A 17,692-nucleotide genomic window follows, 5' to 3' on the forward strand; every position below is an offset into this window, starting at 1 on the left:
GGCGATTTTGGAGTGAACCTAGAAAAATAAAAGCTGGATTATCAATATATTGGCATGCGCCGCTAGGACGGCGGCGCAAGTGCGACACGCGACACGATGTCGTATAAAGCACGGTGCCAATATATGATAATCCAGCTTTTTAATTTTTCTTGGTGAACGTATTATGAGCCCAATTCCTCCTTGAGACCTGAGTTGTACCAATTAGAATTTACTAATATGTCCGCCCAACAAAAATACAGTTTTCAAAATAGTTCATCCATAGAAAGACACATGCGAGATGCTCCCTTTTTGCATATTGGAAAACTATAATATTCGCAAAATTGCACACAGCACCCAGGGTGGGCGGGACCGGTGGGCATGGGCCTGGCAGCCAGGATAGGCAGTGGGTGGTGGGCCTTAGCCTATAAGCTGTGGGATGCGGATGGTTACCTCGGTGCCGCTGCCTTCTGTGCTTGAGTAGGTGAGTCCATAGCCTGGGCCGCATAGGAGCTGGAGCCGGTGGTGTATGTTGGAGATGGCTACGTTGCTTCCTTTTGTGGGGCCGATTGGCTTTTCGGAGAGTACGGCTTTGATTTTGTCGGCTGGGATGCCGACGCCGTCGTCTGAGACGATGATTAGGATGTCGTCATTTTCTTCCCATCCGGTTATGATGATGGTGCCAGATTTGTTTGCTTTCTCAAGAATGCCGTGTAGGATGGCATTTTCTACGATTGGCTGTAGGGTGAGCTTAGGGATTGTGAAGTTGGTAAGCTCGTCTGGCATATCTATGACTAAGTCTATTGCATTTCCATGGCGCATGTTCATAAGGTCTACGTAGATTTGGACATGCTCTAGCTCGTCAGCGATTGAATTGATGGTATTCTTTCGGCTAAGGGTCAGCTTGTAAAAACGAGAAAGTCGCTGGACTACTTCGCTGACTTCATCGGTGCGGCCTTCCTTAGCCATCCAGTTAATCATGTCCATGGTGTTATATAGAAAATGAGGATTAATCTGGGCTTGTAGCGCATTGAACTCGGCGATGCGAAGGTTTTCTGCGGTGCGTTGCTCCTGGAGAATCAGCTCCTGCATTTCCTTTGCCATATAGTTGTAGGTGGTGATAAGCTCACCAACCTCGTCTGTTGAGTCCGGCTCAGGAATAGGAATAGGTGGACCGTTTTTGGCAGCACTCATTTGGTGAACCACCTTGGAAATACGTCCGGTGATAGAACGGGACATAAGGATACCTAAAATTATTGCGATTATGATAATGGACATAACAAGGATTATAAATCTGCGCACTACAAGATTGCCCTGTTTGATAAGCGGCTTTTCTGGAATAACAGTAACAATAAACCAACCAGGGGTCTTAACATAATTTAAGGCAACGTAAACCTTTGCCCCTAAAACATCCTTTGGAATAAAGTTGTTTGAAGACATAAGGGATTCGCTAATGTTTGAGTATGTTAAACGATAGGTTGCTGAAAGCGCCAAATCAGTTGAGGCAACGATTTCCTCACGGTCATTGATGATGTAGGAAACACCGTTGTCAAAGGTCATATTGTCCTTGAGAATGTTTGTGTAAATATCTGAGGAATAATAGAGAGCCATATAGCAAGGATAGATTTCTCCCTCGTCATAAGTTGTCATATAGGTTATGTAGGCGTTGTCCCCAAGTTTTTCCTTTTCAAATTTACCGAGGTAGGCAGAAGGACAGTATAAGGCTGAGCTATGCTTGCCCTGAAAAATACCATACCAGTAAGTACCCTTTGCCTTTGAAATAGGATAGAAAATGTCCTGAGAGCTTGGGGCTGAAAAGAAGGCAGAATCATCAGGAATACTCATGTAGATGCGGACCTTAATTCCATCGTCCTCTAAGGCTGAGATGTAATCATGAAAGTCCTCAGCCTCGGTGGAATTAGCAATCAGATTAAAATCGCAGCCAGTACTTGTAAAGAATATTTTTTCAAAGTAAGGATTAGCAGAAATATTAGAAGAGATTTCTGAGATTCCATCTACCACATTGGTTACCTTTGGAGTGGTAACGTTGGCTGCAATCTGAGCATTTTTTACAGTTTCAGAAATAATCATATCGTAAAAACGATTCATAAATACGATAGAAAGAACCAAAAATGGAACAAGAATTGCCCCTGCAATTAATAGTGTAAATTTTGTCTGAATCTTGAGATTTTTAAAGGAGCTTCTAATCATCTCATCACCTTCTCTCTGTATTCGGAAGGGGATAAGCCCACTATTTTTTTGAAGGATTTACCAAAATAGTTGCCATCGTTGTAGCCTACCTTGCTTGATATTTCAGAAATTTTGTTTCTTGGGTCTACAAGTAATTGCTTGGCTTTGTCCATTCTGTATTCAGTGATGTATTGGTTGAGAGTGGTGCCAGTTTCTGTTTTGAAGAAGGTGCATAGGTATGAAACAGAAAGATGGGCATAGTCACTGATATCCTTTACGGAAAGGGCAGGGTTGTTGTAGTTGCTGGCAATGTAGTTTTTAATAAGATAAATGGTCTTGTTTTCTGAGACAGTTGAATCTAAATCTGAGAAAAATGCATCTATTTTATCCATTAACAGCTGATGGAGTCTGTCATATGAAAAACAGCTGTCCATAATATCCATTATGTTTTCATTGTTCTCAATAGATAAATCAGTTATTAATTGATTTGCAGTTCTAATTTGATATAGGGTAGAAAACAGGTTGAAATAATATGTTTTAACCTGATTAGGCATTAAAATTGTTGAATTTTTGCAACAGCTATAGAGCCTGTCTAAAAGGGTTTTTACCTGTTTTTGGTCGTTAGCTTCTAATGCACTGCTAAATTCACTTATGATAGTCTCAATACTGTAGTCAGGGCTCTTGGTGCTAACTTCAGGAAGCATAAGGGACCCCTCATCAAAGAAGAAGCTTTTTTGCAAAAGAATAACGGCTTGCTCGTAGGAATGATAGGTGTTTTCAATTCCCTCAACAAGTCCACCAACAGCAATATAGTAGCTGCCCATGTCTTTGAAAGCGGCTTTTATATAGTCGCAAACATTTTTTACAGAATTATGAGAAATAGGACTATCGCTGTATATGTGATAAACAAGATGATATAGTCTTTTTTCAGTATAAATAATGTGAATGTGGCTGCTAGAAAGCTCTGTACGAAGATGCTGATAAATATATGGCAGCTCAGAGCTGGCCTCTGATGCTGAAGCCAATTTCACAATAATAGTGCAAAGATATTTAAATTTATTTTTCTGATTGTAGTGAATATAAAATTGATCAGAAAGCTGCTCAATAGATTCCTTACAGGTGTTGTAAGGAGTAGTAAGATAATAAGCCAAGGAATCAGCAGCCTGATTGGCGCTAACCTGCTGGGCAGCAGACTCCCTTTTAAGTCTAAGGCATAGCTCGATTGCCTTGTGAATAGCAGACTCTAATTCTTTAGAATCGATAGGCTTTTCTATATAGTTAATGGCGCCCATTTTGATGGCGCTCATAAGATATTCTTTGTCAGAATAGCCACTCATGAATATGGCTACGATATCTGGATTGATTACCTTTATTCGTTCAAGCATCCCGATGCCATCTAATCTAGGCATGCGAACATCACATAAAACGATATCAGGATTAAATGAACCTGCTGTCTGAAGACCATTAATTCCATCATCAGCTAGCTCTACCTGGTCAATGCCAAGTGACCCCCAATCGAAGCTGCTTACCAAGCCATTACGTGTCAATTCCTCGTCGTCAACGATAAGAAGTTTCATAAAAAAAATTTACCCCACATCAAAAAAAATTACTCTAATTAATTCCCAAAACTAATGATAGCATAATAACAGAGGATAAAGAACAAAAAAAGGGGGAAAATCTTGTGTCTGAGTACATTCTGGAATTAAAAGGTATCACAAAAATATTTCCAGGCGTTAAGGCTCTAAACAACGTACAGTTCCAGCTGAAAAAAGGTGAAGTACATGCGTTGATGGGCGAGAATGGAGCTGGAAAATCTACTTTTATCAAAGTTATCACAGGTGTTCATAAAGCTGAAGAAGGTGAGATGTTCCTTAACGGTCAAAAGGTTGATTTTAAGGGACCAAGAGATGCACAGGCAGCAGGTATAGCAGCGGTATATCAGCATCCAACATCATATCCTGACCTTTCAGTTACAGAGAACATTTTCATGAACCATGAAATTAAAAAGCATGGCATAATCCAGTGGAAGGAAATGAATAAAAAGGCTCAGGAATTCTTAGATGAGCTTGATGCAGATTTCAAATCTACTGAGGAAATGGGAACACTTTCTGTAGCACAGCAGCAGATGGTTGAGATTGCAAAGGCTATTTCAACAGGAGCCAACATCATCATTTTAGATGAGCCAACAGCTGCACTTACAGCAAATGAAGCCGAGAAGCTTTATGAGATAGTAGAGAAGCTGAGAGATAAGGGAGTTTCAATTATCTTCATATCACATAGATTTGAGGATATGTATAGACTAGCAACAAGAGTTACCGTATTTAGAGATTCTCAGTACATAGGAACCTATGACGTTGATAAAATCACAAATGCTGATTTGATTAAGGCCATGGTTGGTCGTGAGATTAGCGATATGTATCCAAAGCCAGAGGTTGAATTTGGTGAGGAAATGCTAAGGGTTGAGAATCTATCACGGGTAGGTTACTTTAAGGATGTTAACTTCAACGTACGAGCAGGAGAAATCATTGGTCTAACAGGGCTTGTTGGTGCAGGACGTACAGAGGTTGTTGAAGCAATCTGTGGTATCACAAAGCTTAATTCCGGAAAGGTGTTTTTACAGGGCAAGGAAGTAAATATTAAGAATCCTACAGATTCAAAGAATCTTGGTATTGTACTTCTCCCAGAAGATAGACAAAAAACTGGATTGATTCTTAGCTGGGGACTAGGAAGAAATGTAACACTTCCAGTATTCGACAGAATCTCAAAGAAGGGCTTCTGTGATGAAAAGAAGGAAAGAGATTTATCAAAGAAACTTCTTGAGGAAGTAGATACAAAGGCTGTTTCAATATTTGATCCAGCAAGCTCATTATCAGGTGGTAATCAGCAAAAGGTTGTTGTTGCAAAGGCCCTTGCACAGGACAACATGAAGGTAATTATCATGGACGAGCCAACAAAGGGTGTAGACGTTGGCGCCAAAGCAGAGATTTACTCAATTATGGGTGAGCTTGCAAAGCAGGGCTATGCAATTATTATGATCTCCTCAGAAATGCCTGAGATTTTAGGTATGTGTGACAGAATTTTTGTAATGTGCAACGGACATATTACAGGCGAACTTACAAGAGGCGAGGTAAGTCAGGAAGCAATTCTTGAACTTGCAATGGAAAAAGGCAAGGAATCTAAAGAGGAGGTTGTTTCATAATGGAGAATAAGAGTATATGGAAGAAAATTACATCTTCCAGAGAGGTATCTCTTCTCATAGTTTTAGTTATTCTGTGTGCATTGATTACTATTAAGACTCCTTCCTTTTTGGAATGGGCTAATATATCAGAAATCTTAAAGAACAATGCAACGACAATGATTATGGCACTTGGAATGTTGCTGGTGCTATTAATCGGAGGTATTGATATTTCAATTGGTTCAACTCTTGCATTTTCAGGAATGACAATTGGAATCATGTATAAGTACAATCACTTATCATCAACATTACTTGGATTTTTAATTGCATCAGGAATCGGTATTGCATGCGGACTTGTAATTGGTTTAATAATTGCATACGGCAAGGTTAGTCCAATTATTTGTACCTTGGGTACCATGTATGTTTATCGAGGCTTTGCTTACTTAGTTGCAAATGATGAGTGGGCAGGTGCAGATGCACTTGGAACCTTCAAGGATTTCGCATTAAAGGATTTCCTTGGAATCAACTCGGCAGTGTGGATTACAATCATCTGCTATGTGGTCTTTTTCATAGTAATGAAATGGACAAAGTTCGGACGTAATATTTATGCAGTAGGTTCTAATGAAGAGGCTGCAGAAATTTCAGGTATTAATGTTAGGTTGGTAAAGACCTGCGTATATACAATTATGGGTGGTCTTTCAGGTCTTACCGGTGCATTAATGACATGTGTATATGCTTCAGCGCAGCCAAACATGGCAACAGGAAAAGAAATGGACGTTATCGCTGCTTGCGTAATCGGTGGTGTATCCATGACAGGTGGTAGAGGTTCAGTTGCTGGTGCATTAATTGGTGCTTTAATCCTTTCCGTTATTTCTAAGGCATTACCATTAGTTGGTATTGATGCTTTAGCTCAAAACACAGTAAAGGGCATAATTATCATAGCTGTTATCATCCTCAACGTAGTAACTCAGAGAATGATGGACAAGGCAGCTCTTGAGAAGAGAGAGATGTGAGGAAGGTGCGATTATGACGAAGTCATAATTTGCATCGCACCGACCGATGTGTCAGGATTGGCATAGCCAATCGTGACGATTCAATTTAAGGAGGGAGAAAAAGTGGCAGGAAAATCAGGAAGAACCATTGCCAACACTATAGACCAGCCTTGGAAAAAGGTGGTTCTCAGTTGGGAAGGCGTTTTAGTATTATTATTCATAGCAATCAATATTTTATGTGTATGCATTTCTCCAGTTTATAACGTAGAGAATTTGCTTAGAGAAAGTCCAAAGTATTTGGCAGAGATGTTACTACTGTTCCCAATGGCATATTTGTTAATATTGGGAGAAATTGATATTTCAGTTGGCTCTATTGTTTGCTTAGCAGCAACAATGGCATGTATGGCTTCAAATGCAGGAGTACCATTTATTGGAGTTGTATTAATCTCAATTCTTACTGGAGTTGTCTGTGGTGCATTTAACGGATTTGTAACAGTTAAATTTAGAGAGCTACCAACAATGATTATTACTCTTGGAACACAGATTGTATTTCGAGGAATCGCAGAAATCGCACTGGGAAGCGGCGGATCTATCTCACTTACAGATTCATCTGGATTTAAGATGTTAAACGGAAAGGTTGGCATATTCCCATATTCTTTCTTTTTAATAATCATATGTGCTATCGTATTTACGGTAATAGCTGACAGAAAGAACTATGGTAGAAAGCTTTATGCAATTGGTAGTAATGCAAAAACAGCTTACTACTCAGGAATAAAGGTTAAGCAGACAATATTTATTGCATTCGTTGTAATTGGATTGTTTGCAGGTCTTTCAGGACTTTTCCTTACATCTACAGCATACGGTGCAAATACTACAACAGGTAAAAACTTCGAAATGGATGCAATTGCCATGGCAGTATTTGGCGGTGTATCAAATATGGGTGGTAAAGGAAAGCTTTACGGAGCATTTGTTTCCGCATTTACAATTATCTGCTTGAGAATCGGTCTTGGACAGATAAACGTAAACTCACAGGTTATTTTGATTATCCTTGGTATGTTATTAATCTGTGCTGTACTTCTTCCTAATATTGCAGGAATGATTAGTGCAAAAAAGAAGACAGCAAAATAATTACCGGTATCCATTCCGAGAGGGGAATTGATATAAAAACCAAAAACAATATATTGGGAGGTTAAAAGAAATGAAGAAAAAGCTATTGAGCGGGCTGCTTTGTGCAGCAATGGTAGGATCGTTATTTGTAGGTTGCGGATCTTCAAGTGATTCAGCTCCTGCAGATGATGGAGCAGCAGCAGACACATCTGCACCAGCAGCAGATAGTGGAGAGGCTGAGACAACAACAGGCGGCGGTGCAGCTGGTACATACGCACTTGTACCAAAGAGCGCTGGTAACCCATTCAACGAGAAGGAAGCTGATGGATTTACAGCAGCAATCGAGGCTATGGGCGGAACAGCAGTTGTTCAGTATCCTGAGTCAGCTACAGCTGATGCACAGATTACAGTTATCCAGTCACTTATTTCTCAGGGCGTAGATTCTATCTGCGTAGCTGCTAACGATGAGAATGCTCTTCAGGCAGTTTTAGAGGAAGCTATGGATGCAGGCATTAAGGTTTGCTCTGTTGACTCTTCAGTAAATAAGGACAGCCGTGCAGTACACTGCAACCAGGCAGGTGTTGATGAAATCGGTCTTGCTCTTATCGATGCAGTTTATGATATCTCAGGCGGCGAAGGACAGTTCGCTATCCTTTCAGCTACATCACAGGCTACAAACCAGAACGCTTGGATTGATTCTATGAAGTCTTACATGGAGTCAGATTCTAAGTATGCTGACCTTGAGCTTGTAGAAGTTGCTTATGGTGATGACGAGTCTCAGAAGTCTACAGATCAGACACAGGCTCTTCTTCAGAAGTATCCAGACCTTAAGGTTATCTGCTCTCCTACAACAGTAGGTATTGCAGCAGCAGCTAAGGTTCTTCAGGATCAGGGTTCTTCTGTAAAGCTTACAGGTCTTGGTCTTCCTTCAGAAATGGCAGCTTACATTGGTGATGGCGATGATTACTCATGCCCATACATGTTCCTTTGGAACCCAATCGACCTTGGTGCACTTGGTGCTTACACATCTGTAGCACTTGTAAACGGTGACATCACAGGCGCAGCTGGCGACACATTCTCATGTGAACTTGGCGACTACACAGTAGTTGATGCAGCTGATGGCGGTACAGAGATTATCCTTGGTGCTCCATTCAAGTTTGATCCAAGCAACATCGACGAGTGGAAAGAGGTTTACTAAAATCTAGTTCTTAAAACAATAAGGCTCAGGGATGCTCCCTGAGCCTTTTCAAATGCCTACAGGTTGACATGCATTTGGATAAAACTTAAAATTAAAACAGTTTTAAGTTTAAGAAAAACAGGAGATAGGAATATGTATATGAACGAATATGAGCGTTGGCTCGCAGCAGATCTTGAGGACTGTGATCTTAAGCCAGAGCTTAACAAAATCAATGGGAATGAGGAAGAGATAAAGGACAGATTCGCTGTTGCACTTGCATTTGGTACAGCTGGACTTCGTGGTGTACTTGGCGCAGGTACTAACAGAATGAATATTTATGTAGTACGCCAGGCTACACAGGGTCTTGCCAACTGGGTAAAGACACAGGGCGGCAACCAGACAGTTGCTATCAGCTATGACAGCCGTCTCAAGAGCGACGTATTTGCAAAAACAGCTGCAGGCGTTCTTGCTGCAAATGGTATCAATGTTCGTATTTACGATGCACTTATGCCAGTTCCAGCACTTTCATTTGCAACTCGTTATTACAAGTGCAATGCAGGTATTATGGTTACAGCTTCTCATAACCCTGCTAAATACAATGGATATAAAGCATACGGTCCAGATGGCTGCCAGATGACAGATGATGCAGCTGCTATCGTATATGCGGAGATTCAAAAGACTGATGTTCTCACAGGTGCAAAGGTTATGTCATTTGCAGAGGGTGTTGAAAAGGGTCTTATCAAATTCGTTGGTGATGACTGCAAGGATGCATTCTATGCAGCAATCGAAGACAGACAGGTTCGTCCAGGCCTTTGCAAGACAGCAGGTCTCAAGCTTGTTTATTCTCCACTTAATGGTTCAGGACTAGTTCCAGTTACACGTGTACTTAACGATATCGGTATCACAGACATCACAATCGTACCAGAGCAGGAATATCCAAACGGATACTTCACAACATGCAGCTATCCAAACCCAGAGAATTTTGATGCTTTAAAGCTTGGTCTTGATCTTGCTAAGGAAGAGGGCGCAGATCTTATGCTTGCTACAGATCCTGATGCAGACCGTGTTGGCATCGCTATGAAGTGTCCAGATGGCTCATACGAGCTTGTATCTGGAAATGAAGTAGGTGTACTTCTTCTTGACTACATTGCAGCAGGACGCATCGAAAAAGGCACAATGCCAAAGAATCCTGTAGCAGTTAAGTCAATCGTTTCTACACCACTTGCTGATGCAGTTGCAGAGCACTACGGAGTAGAACTTCGTTCAGTCCTTACAGGCTTCAAGTGGATTGGAGACCAAATCGCAGGACTTGAGGCAGACGGCGAGGTAGACAGATTCATCTTCGGATTCGAAGAATCATACGGATACCTTGCAGGTCCATATGTACGCGACAAGGATGCCGTTATCGGCTCAATGCTTATCTGCGAGATGGCAGCATACTACCGCAGCATCGGAAGCTCGCTCAAGCAGCGTCTTGAGGAAATCTACACAGAGTATGGTCGTTACCTCAATAAGGTAGACTCATTCGAGTTCCCAGGCCTCTCAGGTATGGATACAATGGCTGGCATCATGACCTCACTTCGTGAGAATCCACAAGCTGACATTGCAGGCATCGCCGTAACAAAGGTTACAGACTACAAGAACACAGCTGAGACAGGACTTCCATCAGCAAACGTACTTATTTACGCTCTCGAGAATGGATGCACCGTAGTCGTTCGTCCATCCGGCACTGAGCCAAAAATTAAGACATACTTCACAACCAAAGGCAAAGACTTAGATGAAGCTCAAGCCATGAAGGACAAGCTCGCCGATGCATTAAAGCCACTATTCAAATAAAAACACTTTGGAGCCACCCAATACAGTGGCTCCTTTTTTATGCCCTGCCTTGCCTCCTGGTCCCACAAATATTTGTCACACGGCCCCCTGTTCTTAGTCCAGATCAACTGGCCCTGCACTCAGGTCCATCACATTAGTTCAGGTCCCTGCCCCCATGGCCTCTGCCAACAGGTGTAGCTAACACTTCGCAAGAATATTTTGTTTTCCTAATATGCAAAGACTCGCATCTTGATTAGCATGTGTCTTTCTCATGTCTGTACAATTTTGAAAAAGGTATTTTATGGGCGGACACAAAAAACTATATTTAGTGCAACTCAGGCTCAGGGGGAATTGGGCGATTTTGGAATGAACCTAGAAAAATAAAAGCTGGATTATCAATATATTGGCATGCGTCGCTAGGACGGCGACGCAAGTGCGACACGCGACACGATGTCGTATAAAGCACGGTGCCAATATATGATAATCCAGCTTTGTGATTTTTCTTGGTGAATGTATTATGAGCCCAATTCCCCCTTGAGACCTGAGTTGTACCAATTAGAACTTACTAAAATGTCCGCCCAACAAAAATACATTTTTCAAAACAGTTCATCCATAGAAAGACACATGCGTGATGCTCCCTTTTGCATATTGGAAAACTAAAAATATTCGCGAAACTGTGTTAGCTACACCTGTTGGCAGAAGCCACGGGGGCAGGGACCTGAATTGTTTTCATAGAGGACCAGAGTGCAGGGACAGTTTGACTGTGGCTAAGGGCAGGGGACCGTAACAAAAGTAAAGGTGGGACCAGGGAGGCAGGTATAGGAAATGGGAAGGAGCCACTGTACTGGGGGATGCTCGACTTTTTATTTGAATTGGGGCATAATAATACAAAAGCGAGTTGTAATGCAGAGAAAAGAGGCTTGATATGGATACTAGGATGACGGTGATTGTGGATAATGTTTCGGCTGATGGAATCGAGGGAGAGTGGGGACTTTCGATTCTGATTCAGCTGGGAGGTAAGCAGATTCTGTTGGATGCAGGGGCGTCTGAGCTGTTTGTCCAGAATTTTGAGAAGCTTGGTTTTGACATTAGGGATGTGGATTATGGTGTGCTCAGCCATGCACATTATGACCATGCCAATGGTATGCCAAAGTTTTTTGAGGAGAATTCGAAGGCTAAGTTTTATGTGAGAGATAAGGCGGCTGAGAATTGCTACTATAAGAAGTTTTTTGTAAAAGAGTATATTGGAATACGAAGGAATGTGCTTGAGAAGTATAAGGACAGGATTGAGTATGTTTCCGGAGATTATAGGCTTTGTGAGGGAGCTTATCTGATTCCACACAAAACAAAGGGCCTGTCACGTCTTGGGCGTAGAGAGTGTATGTACTGTCGTACTGATAAAGGCTGGAAGGTTGATGATTTTTCCCATGAGCAGAGTCTTGTGCTAGAGATTGAGAAGGGACTTGTTATTCTTAATAGCTGTTCACATGGTGGCGCCCTTAATATAATTAATGAGGTTAAAAGTACATTTCCTGATAAGAAGATTTGTGCTTATATAGGTGGTCTCCATTTGTATAACAAGTCGAAGAAGGAAATTAAGAAGGTGGCTCAGGAGCTGAAGGATAGTGATATCCAGTATATATATACAGGACACTGCACAAAAAGTAGAGCTTATGGCATTTTGCAGGAGGATTTAGGAGATAGACTTCATAAACTTCATGTAGGGCTAGAGATTGAGTTTTAGGGATACTTGGCTTGGATTTCAGAATGAGCAGATGTAGATTTTATTATTCAAGAAAGTATTTACTTACTACTTTAGATATGATATAACATAACTATTCAATCATTGTATTTGGTTGAATAGTTTTTTTATTGTGAAAGAGAGGAAAATGTTATGGCAGGTACAACAATTGCATTAATTGCACTTATAATCGTATTGCTTATGGTTATAGTGGCAGGGTACGTAAAGGCGCCACCAGACAGGGCTTACATCATTTCAGGTTTGAGAAAGAATCCTAGAATTTTAGTAGGTCGCGCAGGTATCAAGATTCCATTTTTTGAGAGAGTTGATAAATTATATTTAGGTCAAATGACAGTTGATATTAAGACCGAGCAGTCTGTTCCTACAAATGATTTTATCAACGTAAATGTAGATGCTGTTGCAAAAGTAAGAATTGGCACTGATGCCGCTTCTATACAGCTTGCAGCTAAGAACTTCCTTAATAAGAATCCAGAGCAGATTACAATGGATTTGCAGGACTCTTTACAGGGTAATATGCGTGAGATTATCGGTACATTGTCACTTAAGGTGATTAATACTGATAGAGATAGCTTCTCTGATCAGGTTATGGAGAAGGCATCTAAGGATATGAACAAGTTAGGTATCGAGATTCTTTCTTGCAATATCCAGAACGTAACAGATGAAAATGGTCTTATTAATGACCTTGGTATGGATAACACAGCCAAGATTAAAAAGGACGCAGCAATTGCAAAGGCACAGGCAGATAGAGACGTTGCCATTGCACAGGCTGAGGCAGATAAGGCTGCTAATGATGCTAGAGTAACAGCTCAGACAGAAATCGCTGAGAAGAATAATGCTCTTGCAATTAAGCAGGCAGAGTTGAAGCAGCAGGCAGATACAGCAAACGCCGTTGCCGATGCAGCATATTCAATTCAGCAGCAGGAACAGCAGAAGACAATTGAGACTGCTACAGTAAACGCACAGATTGCTAAGGCAGAGCGCGAGGCAGAGCTTAAGCAGAAGGAAGTACTTGTTAAACAGCAGGAGCTTGCTGCACAGATTGAAAAGCAGGCAGATGCTGAGAAGTACCAGGCAGAGAAAAAGGCAGAGGCAGAATTAGTTCAGAGACAGAAGAAGGCAGAGGCGGCTAAGTACGAGCAGGAGCGTGAGGCTGATGCTAAAAAGGCACAGGCCGAGGCTCAGAAGTTCGCAGCAGAGCAGGAAGCAGCTGGTATCAAGGCTAAGTATGATGCAGAGGCAGCTGGTATCGCAGCAAAAGGTAAGGCAGAGGCTGAGGCTATCAAAGCAAAGGGTCTTGCTGAAGCTGAGGCAATGGAGAAGAAGGCAGAGGCATATCGCAAGTACAATGGCGCTGCTATGGCAGAGATGATGATCAAGGTAATGCCACAAATCGCAGCTGAAATTGCTAAGCCACTTGCAGCAATCGATAAGATAAATATTTACGAGACAGGTGATGCTGGTGAAGGCGGAGCCGCAAAGATTTCTGGTAACATGCCAGTAGTTTTGAAGCAGGTATTTGATACAATGAGTGAGGCAACAGGTGTAGACCTTGCTGAAATCATGAAGGCTAATACATACGATGCTAAAGTTAACAAGAACGTTAACATTAGTGGGGCAGAGGTTTCAGTAGCTGCAAAAAACGAAGACTAATTAATAGATAAAAATAAACCAGATCAATATCTTCAGCTAGAAGAAATTGATCTGGTTTTTTATTTTAGCTGGAGTTTTGACTAGCAAAACTCTTCACTATTATTTTTCCTGACGTGCATCTAATGCTGCATAAATCTCAGCCATCTTGTCTGGAGAAAGCTTGTAGAAGAAGAACACTGCAACGTTTGAAATAAAAATAATTGCTGCTGGGAATAAGTTTACTATAGCATTGATACCGAGCTTTGCTGCCTCTGTCTGTTCTGCATTTGGAACATAACCGATGGCTGCAAGAAGTAATACTGTAACAGAACCTGTGATAGCTGTAGCAAGCTTTACACCAAAGCTAAGGAATGCATATGTAAGACCTTCCTCGCGGATACCATATTTGTAGTCCCCGTACTCAATACAGTCACAAAGCATACCGAAGCAGCAGTTAGCGTTACACATACTCAAACCAATAATTCCACTGATGATAATGAGGAACAAATTGTTGTTAGCTGGAATAGCAAACATAACAATCATTCCAGCAATCTGGATAAGAGAAGTAATAAGTAAGTATCCCTTTTTACCAAATGTTTTTGTACCCCATGGTAAAGTAAAGTTTCCTACGAATTGCATCATTGTCATTGTTGTAAAAATAGGTGCAATCATAAGTGGATTACCAACAACATAGATTACATAGTATGTAAGCATTGACATACGAGCCATAGAGCCCATAGCACCAGCGAATACTGCAAATACAGTTACTACTAAATACTTGTTTTTGAATAATACAAGAAGTGATTCCTTTACAGATTTCTTCTCAACGTTTACAGGGCGAGAAATCTGAACAGTTTCCTTACATTTCCAACCACATAACCAGAAGCATGGAAGCATTAATGCTGAACAGATTAATACTGTCATGAAGTAGCCATGAGCTGTTGGAACATCACTTTTACCAAAGAAAAGAATCATTGGCATAACAGCTGCTGATAAAAACATTTGAACAATAGCACTACCGATAGCTTTACAAGTAGTGTAGTTCATACGAACCTGAGAATCTCTTGCGATAACATTTAAAAGTGCGTTGTATGCAATATTAACAGCTGTATAAGCCATACCTGCACCGATGTAGCAAACAAGGCAAATAACAACTTTTGCCATACCTGTAACTGGGAACACAGTAAATGTTAATAAGTTAAAGATTGCAAGGAATGGTGGTGCAAATAAAACATAAGGTCTAAATTTACCCCATCTAGATTTGGTGCTATCTGCTATACCACCCATCATTGGATCATTAATAGCATCCCATACTCTTGCTATTAACATGATTGTAGAAATTGCTGTTGCGGATAGTCCAACAATATCTGTGTAGAAAATTGTTAGATAGGTATTAATCATATACCATGAAAGCTGTGAACCTACCTCTCCAAGACTATAGAAAACACCTAATCCCCATTTGGTCTTTTCCTTCACTGCCGCAGTTTGTGGAGCACTAAAAGATACATTTGCGTCCATTTCAAAATCCCCCTTTATGAATTTGACAATAATGAATGATTTTTTATACTTAAGTTAAAAATCATTATTTAATTATTATTATAAGGGCTTGAATTATATTAAAATTGTAAAAAGCAAATCAACGAAATTGTAAGAATCTATTTGAGAAGAAGTATGGGGAAAAGAGAATTTTTATTAAATGAATATGAGATAGCTCATAAGAAGGTGTTTGAGGGGAATGACAGGGGAAAGCTTTATTTTAGGCCCCTTACTGTGACTGATATAGAAAGCAAAAATGAGTACTATCAAATGGAAAAAGAGATATTTGAAAAGTACCATATCAAGGATGAATCTGATGTATATAGACTAAAACCACTGCACGAATCTGAAGAGGATAAGTATGTAGCCATGACAAGAATTGGAAGATATACTTTTCCCTTTTTACATAGACATGATTTCATAGAAATCCAGTATGTGTATCACGGAGAATGCAGACACTATATTAACAACAATCTTCAGGTTCTAAAGGAAGGTGATATTTGGTTTTTGGGAGAGGGGACAGTACATGCAAACGAGCTTCTCCATGATGATGACATTGCCTTTAGCTTTATGATTAGTAAAGAGCTTTTTGGAGTAGCTTTTTTTAATCTATTAAAGGATGATAAAAAGCTATTAGATAGTTTTAGTAATATTCTCAAGAGTAAATCATCTGGTAGCTATATTTTATATAGAACAGGTGATGATGAATGGCTCCACAACGAGATACTTAGCTTATATGAGGAGAATATGTGTGGGGATTCCTATATGAATGAGAGCATTTCACTTGGAATTCACCAAATACTGATATATTTAATGAGACATTATCGTTCTGAGGCTTTTGAAATGGAAGCCAAGGATGATAAATATGAAATACAGTTTATACCGTTATTCCATTACATGACTGATAATTATCAGACTGTAACACTCCAGTCTATGGCTGATGATTTTGGCTATAGTGAAATCTATTTAAGCAACTTAATTAAAAAGTCTACAGGAAAATCCTTTATAGATTTCATTACTGGGGTGAGAATGGACCTGGCGAAAGATAAGCTGCTTCATACAGCCTTTAGCATAACCCAAATTGCACAAGATGTTGGGTTTTATGATGCTAGTCATTTTACAAACAAGTTTAAAAGGCTGTATGGCATGACTCCTAATGAATATAGAAAAAACAGCAAAAGTCACATTTTAGGAGTATAATAATATTGATATTAATTTTGGAGTAATTAAAATGACACAGACAAAGAAAAATGGGCGAGTTGAGTTATTACGTTTTATTTTTGCTTTGGGGATATTGTTCTTCCATATTACCAAGCGTTTCATGGAGGACGAGTTACAGAACATGGCCGATGGACAGCTGAATTTCTTCGGTCGAGGTTATATTGGGGTTGAGTTTTTCTTTATTGTATCAGGGTATTTGCTGACAGCGGGAGCATATGCCAAAAGAGAAAAGTCTACAGAGCTTATAGGTACAGAGACAGCTCTTGTAATGAAGAAAAAGTTTTGGAATATTTTTCCATATCATCTATTTGCCATAGTTCTTACTATTATCGTAAATGCGTATTTTCTAGAGCATACTGCTCTTGATAGATATCATTATGTTGTTGATTCATGGGCATCAATTTTTTTCCTTCAGGTGTTTGGATTCGATAGCACATGGGTAAATAAGCTTACATGGTATTTGGATGTATGGCTTATGGTTACATTTATTTTCTATCCGCTACTTAGAAAATATTATGATGTGTTCGTAAAGATTATTTGTCCACTGTTAGCCCTGTTTATTTTGGGATATATGGCACATGAGTATGAAAGTATTGCAGGTATTGATGGCTGGACAGGTCTCTTTTATAAATGTTTTTTACGTGGCATGTCAGAGATGGCATTAGGCTGCTGTACATATAGCTTGACACGTCAAATTAATAAATATCACTTTACAAAATTAGGAAAAATACTGCTGGCTGCTACAGAGATAGTTTGCTACTTCTTGGTATTTCGTTTTGCTTGTACATCAATGGATGCCAAGTATAGCTTCCCAGTCATTTTTATCCTTTGGATAGCAGTTATTTTGACATTCTCAAATATTAATCCAGGTCATGGGATTTTTGATAGACCTATTGTTTATAAGCTTGGCAAGGCTAGTCTACTAATCTATCTCAATCAGTTCTATGCTATTAGAATTGTTCAGGAGGTATGGCCAAATGTAAGCTTTGCAATGCATGTTGTACTATGTTCAGCAATTACCTTTGTGGGAGCGTTTATATGCGATTTTGTGGTGAATTTCATCGGCAAAAAGCATCTTATTAATAGATATTTAATCAATAATTCGTAAGGGA

At 40.1% G+C, this 17,692-nt stretch carries 12 protein-coding genes; 9 read left to right on the forward strand and 3 right to left on the reverse strand.

Going from position 1 to position 17,692, the window contains the following annotated elements; translation table 11 throughout:
* Window positions 1-396 precede the first annotated feature (396 nt).
* Both E7276_RS09960 and E7276_RS09965 read right to left on the reverse strand, forming a co-directional pair.
* A complete protein-coding gene (locus E7276_RS09960; RefSeq protein ID WP_294216986.1) occupies window positions 397-2,187 on the reverse strand; it encodes a sensor histidine kinase in 1,791 nt (596 codons plus the stop codon).
* Window positions 2,184-3,743 (reverse strand): response regulator, encoded by a 1,560-nt coding sequence (locus E7276_RS09965; protein ID WP_294216987.1) that lies wholly within the window; start codon window positions 3,741-3,743, stop codon window positions 2,184-2,186. The genes E7276_RS09960 and E7276_RS09965 overlap by 4 nt, the downstream gene beginning before the upstream one ends.
* 104 nt (window positions 3,744-3,847) lie before the next feature.
* On the opposite strand from E7276_RS09965, the gene E7276_RS09970 reads away from it, so the two are divergent.
* The 7 genes from E7276_RS09970 to E7276_RS10000 all read left to right on the forward strand — a co-directional run bounded on the left by E7276_RS09970 (window position 3,848) and on the right by E7276_RS10000 (window position 13,844).
* Window positions 3,848-5,365: a sugar ABC transporter ATP-binding protein gene (locus E7276_RS09970; protein WP_294216989.1), complete on the forward strand. Its 1,518-nt coding sequence runs from the start codon at window positions 3,848-3,850 to the stop codon at window positions 5,363-5,365.
* Window positions 5,365-6,354 (forward strand): ABC transporter permease, encoded by a 990-nt coding sequence (locus tag E7276_RS09975; RefSeq protein WP_294216991.1) that lies wholly within the window; start codon window positions 5,365-5,367, stop codon window positions 6,352-6,354. Before E7276_RS09970 ends, E7276_RS09975 begins: the two co-directional genes overlap by 1 nt.
* Window positions 6,355-6,456: 102 nt before the next feature.
* On the forward strand, window positions 6,457-7,461 hold the full coding sequence (locus tag E7276_RS09980; protein WP_294216992.1) for an ABC transporter permease: 1,005 nt from the start codon (window positions 6,457-6,459) through the stop codon (window positions 7,459-7,461).
* A gap of 70 nt (window positions 7,462-7,531) precedes the next feature.
* Entirely contained in the window at window positions 7,532-8,638 is a 1,107-nt protein-coding gene (locus tag E7276_RS09985; RefSeq protein ID WP_294216994.1) for a rhamnose ABC transporter substrate-binding protein, read from the forward strand.
* Between the two features lie 132 nt (window positions 8,639-8,770).
* Window positions 8,771-10,453, forward strand: a complete 1,683-nt coding sequence (locus E7276_RS09990; protein WP_294216996.1) for a phospho-sugar mutase — start codon at window positions 8,771-8,773, stop codon at window positions 10,451-10,453.
* A gap of 904 nt (window positions 10,454-11,357) precedes the next feature.
* The gene (locus tag E7276_RS09995; RefSeq protein ID WP_294216998.1) at window positions 11,358-12,176 is read left to right on the forward strand and encodes an MBL fold metallo-hydrolase; all 819 of its coding nucleotides are present in this window, start codon (window positions 11,358-11,360) and stop codon (window positions 12,174-12,176) included.
* Between the two features lie 150 nt (window positions 12,177-12,326).
* Window positions 12,327-13,844, forward strand: coding sequence for a flotillin family protein (locus tag E7276_RS10000; protein WP_294217000.1), 1,518 nt, complete (start codon window positions 12,327-12,329; stop codon window positions 13,842-13,844).
* A gap of 99 nt (window positions 13,845-13,943) precedes the next feature.
* Here E7276_RS10000 and E7276_RS10005 read toward each other — a convergent pair whose 3' ends face one another.
* Window positions 13,944-15,341, reverse strand: coding sequence for an MFS transporter (locus E7276_RS10005; protein WP_294217002.1), 1,398 nt, complete (start codon window positions 15,339-15,341; stop codon window positions 13,944-13,946).
* A gap of 153 nt (window positions 15,342-15,494) precedes the next feature.
* On the opposite strand from E7276_RS10005, the gene E7276_RS10010 reads away from it, so the two are divergent.
* Both E7276_RS10010 and E7276_RS10015 read left to right on the forward strand, forming a co-directional pair.
* On the forward strand, window positions 15,495-16,559 hold the full coding sequence (locus E7276_RS10010) for an AraC family transcriptional regulator (protein WP_294217005.1): 1,065 nt from the start codon (window positions 15,495-15,497) through the stop codon (window positions 16,557-16,559).
* A gap of 31 nt (window positions 16,560-16,590) precedes the next feature.
* A complete protein-coding gene (locus E7276_RS10015; protein WP_294217007.1) occupies window positions 16,591-17,688 on the forward strand; it encodes an acyltransferase family protein in 1,098 nt (365 codons plus the stop codon).
* Window positions 17,689-17,692: the final 4 nt, after the last annotated feature.

It is taken from the genome of Pseudobutyrivibrio sp. (assembly GCF_015057185.1).
In the GTDB taxonomy this organism is placed as follows: Bacteria; Bacillota; Clostridia; order Lachnospirales; family Lachnospiraceae; genus Pseudobutyrivibrio.